Origin of the sequence: Alysiella crassa DSM 2578 (genome assembly GCF_000745955.1) — a bacterium.
Classification (GTDB): domain Bacteria; phylum Pseudomonadota; class Gammaproteobacteria; order Burkholderiales; family Neisseriaceae; genus Simonsiella; species Simonsiella crassa.
Genome location: NZ_JQKH01000060.1, coordinates 1 through 15,061 on the forward strand (window position 1 = coordinate 1; position 15,061 = coordinate 15,061).

General features: G+C 45.6%; 15 protein-coding genes, 1 tRNA gene and 1 pseudogene. 8 read left to right on the forward strand and 9 right to left on the reverse strand.

Annotation, left to right across the window (positions count from 1 at the left end):
• Positions 1 to 26: 26 nt before the first annotated feature.
• Positions 27 to 102, reverse strand: a tRNA-Val gene (locus Q338_RS08960).
• 308 nt (positions 103 to 410) lie between these two features.
• On the opposite strand from Q338_RS08960, the gene Q338_RS08965 reads away from it, so the two are divergent.
• Positions 411 to 1,592 (forward strand): efflux RND transporter periplasmic adaptor subunit, encoded by a 1,182-nt coding sequence (locus Q338_RS08965; protein WP_051968576.1) that lies wholly within the window; start codon positions 411 to 413, stop codon positions 1,590 to 1,592.
• A gap of 64 nt (positions 1,593 to 1,656) precedes the next feature.
• On the forward strand, positions 1,657 to 3,594 hold the full coding sequence (locus Q338_RS08970) for a MacB family efflux pump subunit (protein ID WP_034294436.1): 1,938 nt from the start codon (positions 1,657 to 1,659) through the stop codon (positions 3,592 to 3,594).
• Positions 3,595 to 3,790: 196 nt separating this feature from the next.
• On the opposite strand, the gene Q338_RS08975 is transcribed toward Q338_RS08970, so the two are convergent.
• From Q338_RS08975 to leuC, 7 genes are all read right to left on the reverse strand, one after another.
• Positions 3,791 to 4,408, reverse strand: coding sequence for a hypothetical protein (locus Q338_RS08975; RefSeq protein WP_034294439.1), 618 nt, complete (start codon positions 4,406 to 4,408; stop codon positions 3,791 to 3,793).
• Positions 4,393 to 5,031 carry a 3-isopropylmalate dehydratase small subunit gene (gene leuD, locus Q338_RS08980; protein ID WP_034294441.1) on the reverse strand — a complete coding sequence of 213 codons (639 nt, stop codon included), beginning with the start codon at positions 5,029 to 5,031 and terminating at the stop codon, positions 4,393 to 4,395. The genes Q338_RS08975 and leuD overlap by 16 nt, the downstream gene beginning before the upstream one ends.
• Positions 5,032 to 5,142: 111 nt before the next feature.
• Positions 5,143 to 5,376 (reverse strand): hypothetical protein, encoded by a 234-nt coding sequence (locus Q338_RS08985; protein ID WP_034294443.1) that lies wholly within the window; start codon positions 5,374 to 5,376, stop codon positions 5,143 to 5,145.
• 15 nt (positions 5,377 to 5,391) lie between these two features.
• Positions 5,392 to 5,736 carry a hypothetical protein gene (locus Q338_RS08990; RefSeq protein ID WP_034294445.1) on the reverse strand — a complete coding sequence of 115 codons (345 nt, stop codon included), beginning with the start codon at positions 5,734 to 5,736 and terminating at the stop codon, positions 5,392 to 5,394.
• A gap of 118 nt (positions 5,737 to 5,854) precedes the next feature.
• The gene (locus tag Q338_RS08995) at positions 5,855 to 6,100 is read right to left on the reverse strand and encodes a hypothetical protein (protein ID WP_034294447.1); all 246 of its coding nucleotides are present in this window, start codon (positions 6,098 to 6,100) and stop codon (positions 5,855 to 5,857) included.
• A gap of 92 nt (positions 6,101 to 6,192) precedes the next feature.
• Positions 6,193 to 6,696 (reverse strand): hypothetical protein, encoded by a 504-nt coding sequence (locus tag Q338_RS09000; RefSeq protein WP_034294449.1) that lies wholly within the window; start codon positions 6,694 to 6,696, stop codon positions 6,193 to 6,195.
• Positions 6,697 to 6,819: 123 nt separating this feature from the next.
• Positions 6,820 to 8,229, reverse strand: coding sequence for a 3-isopropylmalate dehydratase large subunit (leuC, locus tag Q338_RS09005; RefSeq protein WP_034294452.1), 1,410 nt, complete (start codon positions 8,227 to 8,229; stop codon positions 6,820 to 6,822).
• 354 nt (positions 8,230 to 8,583) lie between these two features.
• Here leuC and Q338_RS09010 point away from each other — a divergent pair, with 354 nt between their 5' ends.
• From Q338_RS09010 to leuB, 6 genes are all read left to right on the forward strand, one after another.
• Positions 8,584 to 9,096 (forward strand): hypothetical protein, encoded by a 513-nt coding sequence (locus Q338_RS09010; RefSeq protein WP_034294458.1) that lies wholly within the window; start codon positions 8,584 to 8,586, stop codon positions 9,094 to 9,096.
• Between the two features lie 313 nt (positions 9,097 to 9,409).
• Complete coding sequence (gene pnp, locus Q338_RS09015; RefSeq protein WP_034294460.1) at positions 9,410 to 11,518, forward strand: polyribonucleotide nucleotidyltransferase; 2,109 nt, start codon at positions 9,410 to 9,412, stop codon at positions 11,516 to 11,518.
• Between the two features lie 87 nt (positions 11,519 to 11,605).
• Positions 11,606 to 12,505, forward strand: a complete 900-nt coding sequence (locus Q338_RS09020; protein ID WP_084693577.1) for an aldo/keto reductase — start codon at positions 11,606 to 11,608, stop codon at positions 12,503 to 12,505.
• Between the two features lie 57 nt (positions 12,506 to 12,562).
• Positions 12,563 to 13,033: a hypothetical protein gene (locus Q338_RS09025; protein WP_147293689.1), complete on the forward strand. Its 471-nt coding sequence runs from the start codon at positions 12,563 to 12,565 to the stop codon at positions 13,031 to 13,033.
• 95 nt (positions 13,034 to 13,128) lie between these two features.
• The gene (locus Q338_RS09030; protein ID WP_034294466.1) at positions 13,129 to 13,374 is read left to right on the forward strand and encodes a type II toxin-antitoxin system RelB/DinJ family antitoxin; all 246 of its coding nucleotides are present in this window, start codon (positions 13,129 to 13,131) and stop codon (positions 13,372 to 13,374) included.
• Between the two features lie 327 nt (positions 13,375 to 13,701).
• A complete protein-coding gene (gene leuB, locus Q338_RS09035) occupies positions 13,702 to 14,772 on the forward strand; it encodes a 3-isopropylmalate dehydrogenase (protein ID WP_034294469.1) in 1,071 nt (356 codons plus the stop codon).
• 16 nt (positions 14,773 to 14,788) lie between these two features.
• Here the strand turns inward: leuB and Q338_RS09040 are convergent.
• Positions 14,789 to 15,061: pseudogene (locus Q338_RS09040) on the reverse strand (hypothetical protein); the annotation flags it as partial.

Sequence of the window (15,061 nt, forward strand, 5' to 3'; positions counted from 1 at the left end):
GGAAAGGAGACACGACCACCTAAAACTGGTGGGTGATGACGGAGTCGAACCGCCGACATTCTGCTTGTAAGGCAGACGCTCTACCAACTGAGCTAATCACCCGATTTTGTTTCGCCGTATCAGCGAAAACAGAATTAAACCAAATTTATGGGGAGCTGACAAGGTTTTTGTTTACATAATTTAATATTGGTTTGTTTTTGTTTAGAATTGTTTTTTCAAGCTGCCTGAAAATCCAGCCATGACTTGTGTCAGTTTATCAGACAAAATATTCAATTTTTGTAAAAATCATTATGGTTTATTATTTAAATTCAATTAATTATATTTTGTAATTTGATTACTTGGGCTTGGTTTATGGGGCATTTTGGGCTATGATGGGGGCTGTTGATTCTTGAAATAAATATGGTTTGATAATGAAAATTTTGGTGAAATTATTGATTGCAGGGCTGATTTTGGGCGGTGGCGGCTATTTTGCTTACACGAAAATGCAGCCGAAAAATGAAATTTCCTACATCACCGAACCCGTGAAACGCGGCAAAATCGCGCAAACGGTGTCGGCTACGGGCGAATTATCCGCTTCGCAATTGGTGGACGTGGGAGCACAGGCTTCGGGTCAAATTCGCAAAATGTATGTGAAAATTGGCGATGTGGTGAAACAGGGGGATTTGATTGCCCAAATTGATAATCGCAACCAAACCAATGAGTTAGAAACCAATCAGGCACGTTTGGAAACGTATCGGGCGCAATTGGCTTCGGCGGAAATTGCTTTGCGGGCGGCGGAACGAAAACGGGCGCGTTATCAAGCTTTGCAGGCGGAAGATGCGATTTCTAAAGAAGAATTGGAAAATGCAGAAGATGGATTTGCCAGCGCACAGGCAAAAATCAAGGAAATTCAATCTGCGATTAAGCAAACGCAAATTGCGATTAATACGAGTGAAACGGATTTGGGCTACACGCGCATTGTCGCGCCGATTGATGGTACGGTGGTGTCTTTGGTGGTGGAAGAAGGGCAAACGATTAATGCCAATCAAACCACGCCAACTGTGGTTCAAATTGCCAATTTGTCTAATATGTTGAATAAAATGCAAATTGCGGAAGGAGACGCGACCAAAGTGAAAGCGGGGCAAAACATCAGTTTCACGATTTTGTCTGAACCCGATACGCCGTTTACGGGCGTTTTGGACAGCATAGACCCTGGTTTGACCACGATGTCGCAGGGCAATTACAGCAAATCCACAGACGCGACTTCCAACGCGGTTTATTATTATGCGCGTGCCACAATTCCGAATGAAAGCGGCAAATTAGCCATCGGCATGACCACGCAAAACACAATTGAAATCGCCAGCGCAGACAATGTTTTAACCGTGCCAACGGTGGCAATTAAATCGCGTGAAAATAAGAAATTTGTGCGTGTGTTGGGCGACAATAATCAGCCAATTGAAAAAGAAATCCAAACAGGTTTGCGCGACAGCATGAACACAGAAGTGCAATCGGGTTTGGCGGAAGGCGATAAGTTAATCATGTCGGAAATGGGCGAGGACGAGAAAAGTAAAGCCATGCGTAAGGGCATGGGTGGACCGGGTATGCCACGTTAATAATCTTCAGGCAGCCTGAAAACGGTTTTCAGGCTGCCTAAAATTTGAAAAGGTAAATATAAACATGGCTCTAATTGAATGTAAAAATATTAATCGCTATTTTGGCGATGGCGAAAACCGCGTTCATGTATTAAAAAATATCAACATCAGCATTGAAAAAGGCGATTTTGTGGCAATTATCGGGCAATCGGGTTCGGGTAAATCCACATTGATGAATATTTTGGGCTTGCTAGACACACCCACCTCTGGCACGTACACCATCGCTGGCACGGAAACGTCCAAAATGTCGGCTGATAAATTGGCGGCTATGCGGCGCAAGCGTTTTGGTTTTATTTTTCAACGCTATAATTTGTTAAGCTCTATTTCGGCACGCGACAATGTGGCGTTGCCATCGGTGTATGCGGGTGTGGATTATGCGACTCGCAGCAAACGGGCGGATATGTTGTTGGACAAATTGGGTTTGAAAGGCAAGGAAAAAAATAAACCCAGCGAATTATCAGGCGGTCAGCAACAACGCGTGTCCATTGCACGCGCTTTGATGAATGGCGGCGAGATTATTTTTGCCGATGAACCGACTGGCGCGTTGGATTCGGGTAGCGGCGAAAATGTGATGGCGATTATTCATCAGCTTTATGATGATGGGCATACGATTATTATGGTAACGCATGACCCAAACATCGCCGCGCAAGCCAATCGGGTGATTGAAATTAAAGATGGCGAAATCATTTCCGATAAAAGCAAAACCACAGAAATCAAACCCAGCAATGTGCAAAGTATTCAGGAAAAACGCGGTTTGGGCTTTTATAAAGACCAGTTTGTGGAAGCGTTTTCCATGTCTATTCAGGCGATTGTGGCGCATAAAATGCGTTCTTTGCTGACGATGTTGGGGATTATTATTGGCATTGCGGCGGTGGTGTCGGTGGTGGCGTTGGGCAAGGGTTCGCAAGAGAAAATTTTGGCGAATATCAACAGCATGGGGACAAACACGATTAGCATTTTCCCCGGTAAAGGCTTTGGCGACCGCAACCGTAACCGCATTAAAACTTTAACGGTGGCAGACAGCGAAGCGATTGGCAAATTGAGTTATGTGGAATCCACCACGCCATCTACCAGCACAGGCGGCACTTTGACCTATCAAAATACGGATTTATCGGCAAATATTTATGGTGCAGGCGCAGGTTATTTTGATGTACGCGCTTTGAAATTAGACGAAGGGCGTTTGTTTGACGATTTGGATGTGAAAGATAACGCGCAAGTAGTCGTGATTGACGACAACACAGCAAGCAAATTATTCCCTGCCGACACCAATCCATTGGGCAAAACCATCTTATTTAGAAAACGCCCTTTAACCGTGATTGGCGTATTGAAAAAACAGGATAATATGATGGGCGGTTCAGACAGCCTGAATTTATACGCGCCCTACACGACTGTGATGAACCAAATTAGTGGCGAAAAACACATCAGCAGTTTAGCTGTGAAAGTGAAAGACAATGTGGATTCGCAAGTCGCCGAAAAAGGCGTGAAAGAATTGCTAATTGCCCGACACGGCACGGAAGATTTTTTCATGCGCAACAGCGACAGCATTAAGCAAACCATAGAATCCACAACAGGCACAATGGCATTGCTGATTTCCAGTATTGCGACCATTTCGCTGATTGTGGGTGGCATTGGCGTGATGAATATTATGCTGGTATCGGTAACGGAGCGCACACGCGAGATTGGCGTGCGCATGGCAATTGGGGCGCGGCAAAACAATATTTTGCAACAATTTTTGATTGAAGCGATTTTATTGTGCATTATTGGTGGGGTTACGGGGGTGTTGTTGTCGCTGGGGATAGGGGCGTTGTTTGCGAAATTGGTGAGCGATTTCAGTATGTCGTTTTCCACCGCGTCTATTATTGGTGCGGTGGCGACTTCTACCGCGATAGGCGTGTTATTTGGTTATATGCCTGCGAAAAATGCGTCTAAACTCAATCCAATTGACGCTTTAGCGCACGATTAAAAAGGAAGGCAGCCTGAAAAGTTTTCAGGCTGCCTTTTAGTACACAATCATTTTACCAATGCCAAAATGTAGGGTGCGCCGTGCGCACCAAATAACCAAATAACTTGAATCATTGAAATATTGTGGCGAACTTGGTGCGCACGGCGCACCCTACTGTGATTTTTGTCGTGTACCAAAATTTTGATTACGCCCCATATTACGCTTCACGATACACATTCAGATTCATTTTTTGGGCAATTTTTTCCACCAAATCATCAATTTGTTTTATAAAATGCGGATTGCTTTTACCAAACGAAGCGGCGGTTTCCATTTCCCAAATAATGTGTTCTTTGGCATTTTTATCATAGATTTTCAATGTAATGAATTGGTTGCAATTAGAGAACAACCAAGCGCGTTTTTGATACAAAATACTTGATGCCAAACCCAATTCAATCTTTTGAATACATTGATGATTTTGCCAAAATGTGATTTGCCGTTGAGCAAAATCCACGCGCACAAGCGGATTAAATGGTAATTTTTTCAACAAATATTTTTGCACGGCTGGCAGCCAATAAATTGGCACAAAAATCAATAAAAACAAAATTATAAATAACACAGAAAATACATCTGCCGCGCCAGCAGACAACACTTCACACGCTTGACGATAAACCTGCATTTTGTACCATTCACGCGAATAAATAGGCGCAAAATATTGTTGCTGTGAAAACTCAATCACATCAATATTTTCTTGGCTATCCAATTGTTGCAAAAGGCGAGCGACCGTTTGCGCCACAGTCATCTCGCCTTGATTTTCTTGATTTAATTGAACAACCATGGCTGCGCCGCACGGCGTTTTTCTTCAAACGCCTTGATTTCATCGGCATGCTGCAAAGTCAAACCAATTTCATCTAAACCATTGAGCAAGCAATGTTTACGGTGTTCCGTAATATCAAATTTGAACACTTCGCCGCTTGGCGTGGTCAAACTTTGATTTTGCAAATCAATGGTTAATTGGTAGCCTTCGTTGGTAAAAGTTTCTTGAAACAATTGTTCCACTTGTTCTTCTGTTAAAACAATGGGTAACAAGCCATTTTTGTAGCAATTATTGAAGAAAATATCGGCAAAACTGGGCGCAATCACGGCACGGAAACCGTAATCGTCCAAAGCCCAAGGCGCGTGTTCGCGTGATGAGCCGCAACCGAAATTTTTGCGCGTCAGCAAAATTTGTGCGCCTTGATAACGCGGTTGGTTGAGCGAAAAATCGGGGTTGAGTGGGCGTTTGCTGTTGTCCATACCGGGTTCGCCGTGGTCTAGGTAACGCCATTCGTCAAAAGCGTTGGGACCAAAGCCCGAGCGTTTGATGGATTTGAGAAATTGTTTGGGGATAATCGCGTCTGTGTCCACATTGCTGCGGTCAAGTGGCGCAACCAGAGCCGTAATTTGGGTAAATGCTTTCATGATTTGTCTTTTAATTTAATGATTTAAATAAAATTATTCAGACAGCCTGAAACCGTTTATTTGAGTATGGAAACCCGATTTCAGGCTGCCCCATTATTTAATATAGATGAATTAGTCGGTGATTTTATCCCAACCTTCTTTGACCGCCTCGGTGGTTTTATTCCAACGCTTTTGCGTGCCTTCTTTGGTTCTGTCCCATTGGCGTTCAATGGAATCGCCTGTTTCTTTCAAATTCGCTTCGGCTTTGTCCAAATTTTTAGACGTGTCTGCTTTCGCCGCGTCCCAAGTAGCCGCACAGGCATTCAACATCAAGGCGGTTACGCCCAATAACAATACTTTTTTCATGGTTCAAATCCCATCTTATTTCAAAATTGTATTCAACAAATTATCCACCACATTGCTCTCGGCTAGTGCGGTAGCAGGTGTAGTGACTGGAGTGGTGGTCGCCGCGCCGCCAGTTAAGCTGCTGGTGGCTTTTTGAATGGCGGCATTTTTGCCTGATTTCGCGCTTTCTTTGGCGATGTCGGTCATGCTGCTGGTGCTACCGCCTGTTAATTTGCTGCTGACTGCATTCACGCCTGTGTTGATGGCGGCAGATTTACCAGCTTCGTAGCTGTCTTGCACAATATTTGCACCCGTACTGCCATCGCCCGCGCAAGCAGCCAAAACGGCAGCCGTTGCCAATGTTAAAACGATTTTCTTCATAAAAACTCAAATAAAATTAATTATATAAATTAAATTTAAATCAATCAAGCGCATTTACAACAATCGGATTATCAACCCAATTTCAGGCTGCCTTTGAATATTTAACTCAATTTAACCGTTATTCTGTGGTCATCTCTTGCAGCATTTCGCCTGTTGCCGTCATGCCTTTGCCGATTAAATTGCCGCCGCGTTTGAGCAATTCGCCTGTTTGTTCGGCGACCGTGTTGATTTTATCACGGTTTTCGTGGGCGAATTGGCTGGCATTATTGACCATATTTGCGCTGTCTTGTGCCACGCCGTTCATGGTCGCGGCGCAGGCGTTGAGCAGTAAAATGCTGCTGAATAAAATAATGTGTTTTTTCATGATTATTGTCCTTGTTCAGGCTGCCTGAAAGTTCTGGCAGACGGTAAAATATAGATTTGGTGCATTAACTCATTTCAAATTATTTCAATATATTATGATGATTTTTTATGCGACATCAACAAATGACATAAATAATCGGCTGCCGTTTTTTCTACGTTTTGCAACTGATTGAGCGCAACGGTTTTCAATGGTATTTGCTTGAGTTGCTCTTGATGAATTTGGATTTGATACGGTTGGGCAGTCTGTTTCACGCAATCAAGCACATAGAAGGTTTTGTTGGTGGTATCCAGATGGTCATCATCAAAATCTTTTTGATATTCAGGAATATTCGACCATTTTTGAGCAGGTATCACGCTCATTATCGGTCGCCCAAGCAACGTTGCCAAAAAATACATTTCCACTACTTTGCCGTCTTGTTTGCGCCCGTCCAATACGCCAAAACCATCGCCTTTTGTGCCATAAACAGCGTACTGACCGATGGTTTCTTGGGAGTCAGTCAATCGCGCGGGCAAAGGTTCTTGGTCGGGGATATGCAGTTTTGCCATAGAAACGGATGATAGTGTGATTAATATCAATGAGATAATTGTTTTTAACATATCAATATCCTTGAATATAAAGAATAAAAAAGTTTTCAGGCTGCCTGAAAATGTGGGGGGCGTACCACGCACCAAATCATTCAAAATATTTGGTATTTTGGTGCGTAATACGCACCCTACATATTACATCGTCCGAATATCGGTAAAATGCCCCGTAACCGCCGCCGCCGCCGCCATCGCGGGGCTAACCAAATGCGTACGACCGCCATTGCCTTGACGACCTTCAAAATTGCGATTGGACGTGGACGCGCAACGCTGTTGCGGTTGCAAACGGTCGGCATTCATCGCCAAGCACATGGAGCAACCTGGTTCGCGCCATTCAAATCCTGCGTCCAAGAAAATTTTGTCCAAGCCTTCGCGTTCCGCTTGCGCTTTCACCACGCCTGAACCTGGGACAACCAACACGCGCTGAACATTGTCGGCTTTTTTGCGTCCTTTGGCGACTGCGGCGGCTTGGCGCAAATCTTCAATGCGCGAATTGGTGCAAGAACCGATGAACACAATGTCCACCGCAATGTCTTTCAAAGGCGTGCCTGCCTGTAAACCCATGTATTCCAACGCCCTTTCCATGCCAGCGCGTTTCACCGCATCGGTTTCATCGGCTGGATTGGGCACTTTACCGTTCACGTCCGCCACCATTTCGGGCGATGTACCCCATGTTACTTGCGGTTCAATGTCTTCGGCTTTGAAACGGTAAACTTTGTCAAATTCCGCGCCTTCGTCTGAAACCAAAGTGCGCCAGTAGGCTACGGCTTTGTCCCAATTTTCGCCTTTGGGGGCAAATGGACGGTCTTTCACATAGTTGATGGTGGTTTCGTCCACCGCCACCATGCCGCTTCGTGCGCCTGCTTCAATCGCCATATTGCACAAAGTCATGCGCCCTTCCATGCTCAAACTGCGGATTGCCGAACCGCCAAATTCCACCGCATAACCCGTGCCGCCAGCCGTGCCGATTTGTCCAATGATGTAGAGCGCAACGTCTTTGGCGGTAACGCCCTGTTTCAGGCTGCCTGAAACGTCAATCAGCATGGATTTGGATTTTTTTGCGGTAATACATTGGGTTGCCATTGTGTGTTCCACTTCGGACGTGCCAATGCCGTGCGCCAACGCGCCAAATGCACCGTGTGTGGAAGTGTGCGAGTCGCCACACACCACCGTCATACCGGGCAAAGTTGCGCCTTGTTCAGGGCCCATCACATGCACAATGCCTTGACTTTCGTCCATAAATGGGAAATACGCCAATGCGCCAAATTCTTTGATGTTGCTGTCCAAAGTATCCACTTGCAATTTGGAAATGGGGTCTTTGATGCCGCTTTCAATTTCGCCAGTGGGGACGTTGTGGTCGGCGGTGGAAACCACGCTGTCAATGCGCCACAATTTGCGTCCTGCCATTTTCAAGCCTTCAAAGGCTTGTGGGCTGGTTACTTCGTGTACCAAATGGCGGTCAATATAGAGCAAAACGGTGCCGTCTTCTTCTTCGCGGACAACGTGGCTGTTCCAGAGTTTATCGTAAAGGGTTTGTGCTTGTGCCATGATGATTCTCGTCTAATAATATGAATGTTAAAATGGGCATTTTAGGTTTTTTGGACACAAATCGCAAGATAAGTTTGATTTAATTGGACAAAGGGGATAATTTTTGGACAAAATGTCCAATTTGTGAATTTTCAGGCTACCTGAAATATTTTCATTTATCATTAGGGGCTAATGACAATTCGTTCGCGGTTGGATTTTGCGCTAAATTCGTCCAATTCGGTGTTGAAAATACTCGCCAATGGACGGCATTGGCTCGCATTTTCGCCTTGAATTGAACGAATTTATCTGCAAAACCAACATCGCGCCCACATTGTCATTAGCCCCTAAAAAACAAATTTATAACAGGAAAATACCATGTCATACTCCGAACCCATTCAACGCCGCATTGTCGCCCAAATCATCAATTGGACAGACCAACAAGGCACCGCCCAAACCGAACAAGGCGAAACCTTCACACTCACAGGCGATTACGAGCAATGGGCGGAACACGTTGGCAAAAAAGTAGAAATTTTCGCCGAATTTTCCCCCAAAGGCGAGCTGGAACAATTGGAATTTCGCTTATTGCCCAAAGTCTTAAATACAGAAAATTTAACGACCGAGCAATTGATTGAATTATATGGCGTATCCGTTTTAAGCGAGATAGACGGCGAAGAAGCGATAGCGGGCGAATGGTATTGGCGGATGATGTCTAGCGTGGTAATGTTAGGCATGATGGTGTTTGTATGGCAAATTTTTGATGAGCCTGAAGTTTGGTGGGCAATTGGGGTGGCGATGTTGATTTGGGGCGGCGGTTTGGTTTTGTCGGAAAAGCGTTTGCGTGAACATCAAGCGCGTTTTGAAGCGGAAAAACAAAATAGGGAAAAATAAAGATTTTCAGGCTGCCTGATGATTTTAGCAGCGCACCATATTTACCATAATATTTAAATCATTCAATAATTTAATTTACAAGATACACCCCACATCAATTTTATCGTACACGAAAAGGCAGCCTGAAAATTATCTCAAAAACCCATGCCCCATTTTGGCACATTATGCCGTTTTCAGGCTGCCTGAAGTGTGCTAAAATTTACGTTTTCTAACCATATCCGCCCGCCTGAAACCCTAACCATGCACATTTTCCATCATGGGAAAAAGTGTGCATCATTAGTGTTTTAGCGGCGGTATTTTTAAGGACGCAAAGATGTTTGAAAAACACAGCAAATCATTCCGTTATGGTAATCAAACGGTTACATTGGAAACAGGCGAAATCGCACGTCAAGCGGCGGCGGCTGTTAAAGTGTCTATGGGCGACACGGTGGTTTTGGTTGCCGTAACCACTAACAAAGACGTGAAAGAAGGTCAAGACTTTTTCCCCTTGACCGTAGATTATTTTGAGCGCACCTACGCCGCAGGTCGCATCCCTGGCGGTTTCTTCAAACGCGAAGGCAAACAAAGCGAAAAAGAAATTTTGACCAGCCGTTTGATTGACCGCCCTATTCGCCCCTTGTTCCCCGAAGGTTTCTACCACGATGTGCAAATCGTGGCGATGGTCGTGTCTTCCGACCCTGAAATTGACAGCGATATTCCTGCCATGATTGGCGCGTCTGCCGCTTTGGTGTTGAGCGGTGTGCCGTTTGCAGGTCCAATTGGCGCGGCGCGTGTGGGCTACATTAACGATACTTATGTGTTGAACCCAACCAAGCACCAAATGCACCGTTCACAATTGGATTTGGTGGTAGCAGGTACCGACCAAGCCGTGTTAATGGTTGAATCTGAAGCGAATATTTTGCCAGAAGATGTAATGTTGGGCGCGGTGGTGTACGGTCATGAGCAAATGCAAACCGTGATTGCGGCGATTAATGAGTTTGCCGACATGGTAAATCCTGAATTGTGGGACTGGAAAGCCCCCGAGCCAAACACCGAATTAATCGCTAAAGTAAAAGACATTTCAGGCAGCCTGATTGCCGAAGCCTTCAAAATCCGCCAAAAACAAGCGCGTGTGGCAAAATTGGACGAAGCATGGGCAGCCGTTGAAGCCGCATTGATTACCGAAGAAACCGACACTTTGGCAAAAAATGAAATCAAAGGCATTTTCAAACAGTTGGAAGCCGATGTGGTACGCGGACAAATCTTGGCAGGTCAGCCACGCATTGACGGTCGCGATACGCGCACGGTTCGTCCATTGAACATTCAAACCAATGTTTTGCCACGCACACACGGTTCGGCATTGTTCACACGCGGCGAAACGCAAGCATTGGCAGTTGCCACTTTGGGTACAGCACGCGATGAGCAAATCATTGACGCATTAAGCGGCGAATACACAGACCGCTTTATGTTGCACTACAATTTCCCACCCTATTCCACAGGCGAAGTGGGTCGCGTGGGCGCACCCAAACGCCGCGAAATCGGTCATGGTCGCTTGGCAAAACGCGCTTTGGTTGCCGTGTTGCCCAAACCCGAAGATTTCAGCTACACCATGCGTGTGGTTTCCGAGATTACCGAATCCAACGGTTCGTCTTCAATGGCGAGCGTGTGTGGCGGTTGTTTGAGCTTGTTGTCGGCAGGTGTGCCTTTGAAAGCGCACGTTGCAGGCATCGCCATGGGCTTGATTTTGGAAGACAATAAATTTGCCGTATTGACCGATATTTTGGGCGATGAAGACCATTTGGGCGACATGGATTTCAAAGTGGCAGGGACAACTGAAGGCGTAACCGCTTTGCAAATGGACATTAAAATTCAAGGCATTACCAAAGAAATCATGCAAATTGCCTTGGCGCAAGCCAAAGAAGCGCGCATGCACATTTTGGCGCAAATGCAAGAAGCCGTTGCGGGCCCGCAAGAATTGTCGCAACACGCGCCACGCTTGTACACGATGAAAATCAACCCCGATAAAATCCGTGAAGTGATTGGTAAAGGTGGCGAAACCATTCGCGGTATCACAGCCGAAACCAACACCGAAATCAACATCGCCGATGATGGCACGGTAACGATTGCCGCCACCACCGCCGAAGCAGGCGAAGCCGCCAAACGCCGCATTGAGCAAATCACAGCCGAAGTGGAAGTGGGCAAAGTGTATCAAGGCACCGTGGTGAAATTGTTGGACAACAATGTGGGCGCGATTGTTACCATCATGCCTGGTAAAGACGGTTTGGTACACATCAGCCAAATTTCACACGAGCGTGTTCGCAATGTGAGCGATTATTTGCAAGTGGGTCAAGTGGTTACGGTTAAGGCTTTGGAAGTGGACGAGCGCGGTCGTGTGCGTTTGTCTATGAAAGCCTTGATTGAAGCACCTGCGGCGGCTGAATAATTGACGGTTTAAAATAAATGGGCAGCCTGAAAAATATTTTCAGGCTGCCTTTTAGTAAATTAATTATTTAAAAACAAGGAAATCATCATGCAAATTGCATTAACTGAAAACCTGAATTTCAGCCGCATTGTTCACGGCTATTGGCGCGCCCACGAATGGGGCTTGAATACCGAGCAATACATTGATTTAATTGAAAATGTGTTGAATTTGGGCATCACCACTTTTGACCACGCAGCCTGCTATGGCGGTTTTACCAATGAAACCGCGTTTGGCAAGGCATTGGCGGCAAAACCCAGTTTGCGCGAACAAATGCAAATTGTCAGCAAATTTGGGATTCTCTTTCCCAATCAAACCTTTCCAGAGATGCGCCGCAAACATTACGACAATTCGCGCCAGCACATCATTTGGTCGGCAGAACGTTCCGTGCGCGAATTGCAATGCGATTATTTGGACGTGTTGCTGGTTCATCGTCCATCTCCGTGCGCCAATCCCGAAGAAATTGCGGCGGCATTTGACGATTTGCATTCACGCGGTTTGGTCAAACATTTTGGCGTGTCCAATTTTCCTGTGAGTAAAATCAAGATGTTGCAATCGTATTTAGGGAAAAATTTGGTAACGAATCAAATTGAAATTTCGCCCATGTGCTTGACTTCGTTTGACAATGGCGATTTGGATTTTGCGCTGGAAAAACGCATGAAACCCATGGCTTGGTCGCCTTTGGCTGGCGGCAAATTGTTTGATGGCAACGATGAACGCGCCCAACGCATTCAGGCTGCCTTGCGCGAAGTGGGCGAGAAATATGGCGAAAATCGTTTGGATACATTGGCTTATGCGTGGTTGCTCAATCACCCAGCGAAAATCATGCCGATTGTGGGGAGCGGTCAAATTGAGCGCATTCGCAATGCGGTGGACGCGCTGCGCCTGAATTTCAGCGAAGAAGATTGGATTCAGATTTACAGCGCATCGCAAGGGAAAAATGTGCCGTGATGATGTTCAGGCAGCCTGAAAAATGTTCAATGGGGTAAAAATATGGATAAAAACAGCATGATGTTAATTGTTAATACTTTGATTGGCATTGCTATTTTTCTGTTTCTCGCATCGCCTGAAATAGGGGGTGGTTTCTTTGCTGTGCTATTTGTTTTGATTTGGCTGCCATATACCTTGTTTGACGGCATTCGCTCGCGTAAGCAAGCGCGGATTTTTTGGATAAAATTGGCGTGTTGGCTGGTGGCGTTTGCGGTGTCATACGGTATGCACCACGTTTACAATCACAATGCGCGGATTCATGCACAAAAAATCGCTGATGATTTAAATGCTTATCATGCAAAACACGGGCATTATCCCGAACACAATGCCTACAATGCGCCCCGAAAATACCATTTGCGCTACATTTGCTTTGAAGAATGTGTGAAAAATCAAAATTTGCCCATTTTGATTTATTCATCATCATTAAGTCCATTTGACCGATATAATTATGATTTTAAAAATAAAACTTGGGAGCATAAGCCTGATTAAACGGTTTTGTATTTTTCAGGCAGCCTGAAAGCACAAAATAACCATTTTGCATTACAATGTAAAACATCTGCAATACATTTCAGGAGTATGTGAATATGGCAAACATCAATATTCGCGTTGATGATGATTTGAAAAAACAATCTTTTGCGGTGATTGAACGTTTTGGCATGACCCCCAGCCAAGCATTCAAAATGTTTCTGACCCAAATCGCGCACACCAATACCATTCCTTTGTCGCTGGATTATCAAAACATCAATTACGAAGCCAATCCCACCACTATGCAAGTCATTGAAGATTATCGGAAAAATAAAAAATATGATGTATGGCGTCAGCAATCATAAATGGATTAGCCACTATTTCAGGCTGCCTGAAAAGAATTGCGTCCAGCAAATGTATTTTTCAACTTTTCTTACACTACCCTACAAAAAATGAAATACTGCCTAAAATCGTTGATACTCAATCTACTTACTCCCTCTCCTTTGGGAGAGGGCTGGGGAGAGGGAAAAATCGTTGAATATTGCCCGTTTTACCCTCTCCCTAACCCTCTCCCGCAGGAGAGGGGATAAACTAGGTGGTAAGCAAAAAAGTATCGCCTACTTTCAAACAATTTTTCAGAATTTTGTAGCGTACTGAAAACTTTTCTTAAACAAAAACAAGGATAAAACAAAATGACCAAACAAATCGCCATCTTACGCGGAGACGGTATCGGGCCCGAAATCATCGCCCAAGCCGTGCGCGTGTTGGACAAATTGATTGAACAAGGCTTGGACGTGGCATACAACTACGCGCCTTTGGGCGGCGAAGCCTACGACCAATACGGTGCGCCATACCCCGAATTTACCCAAAACCTGTGCCGTAAAGCGGACGCGGTATTGCTCGGCGCGGTCGGTTCGCCACAATACGATAATTTGGAACGCCCTTTGCGCCCCGAACGCGGCTTGTTGGCGATTCGCAAAGATTTGAATTTGTTTGCCAATTTGCGCCCAGCCGTGTTGTACAAAGAATTGGCAAACGCCTCCACGCTCAAACCCGAAGTGGTGGCAGGTTTGGACGTGTTAATCGTGCGCGAACTCACAGGCGACATTTATTTTGGCGAACCGCGCGGCATTCGCACGCTGGAAAATGGCGAACGCGAAGGTTTCAACACCATGAAATATTCGGAAAGCGAAATCCGCCGCATTGCCCACGTTTCGTTTCAGGCAGCCCAAAAACGCAACAAAAAATTGTGCAGCGTGGACAAAGCCAATGTTTTGGAAACAACCGAATTGTGGAAAGAAATTTTCACAGAAGTTTCAAAAGATTACCCCGATGTGCAATTAAGCCACATGTATGTGGACAATGCCGCCATGCAGCTCGTGCGCGCGCCCAAACAGTTTGACGTGATTGCAACTGGCAATATTTTCGGCGACATTTTGAGCGACCAAGCGTCCATGCTGACGGGCTCCATCGGCATGTTGCCGTCTGCGTCTTTGAACGAGACAGGCAAGGGTTTGTATGAGCCATCGCACGGCTCTGCGCCCGATATTGCAGGGCAAAACAAAGCCAATCCTTTGGCGACCATTTTGTCGCTGGCGATGTTGGTGCGTTACAGTTTGAATGACGAAAACCGCGCCAAGCAAATTGAACATGCCGTGCAAAAAGTGTTGGAACAAGGTTTGCGTACCGCCGATATTTTTGAAGAAGGCACGAAATTGGTGTCTTGTTCCAAAATGGGCGATGCGGTGATGGCGGCATTGTAAGTTTTCAGGCTGCCTTTCAGTACACGACAAAAAATCGGACGACCTGTTTTGGGTTTGAAAAATAGTCCAAAGTTGCCATCATCAACATGGCGGCTTTGGCAAGCTGCTCCAAACCAACGCGAAAGATGCTTTGCGAGAGCCGTTCATGCGACTTGGGTTTAATCGGATTCACTGCATGTTGCCAACGCCCGATAACATAAGCCCAAGCCAATGTAACTGCCAGAATCGCAAACAACTTTTCCATTTTAACAGGGTCAGTCATGTGCGTGGCTTCCAAGTCAAAACCGCG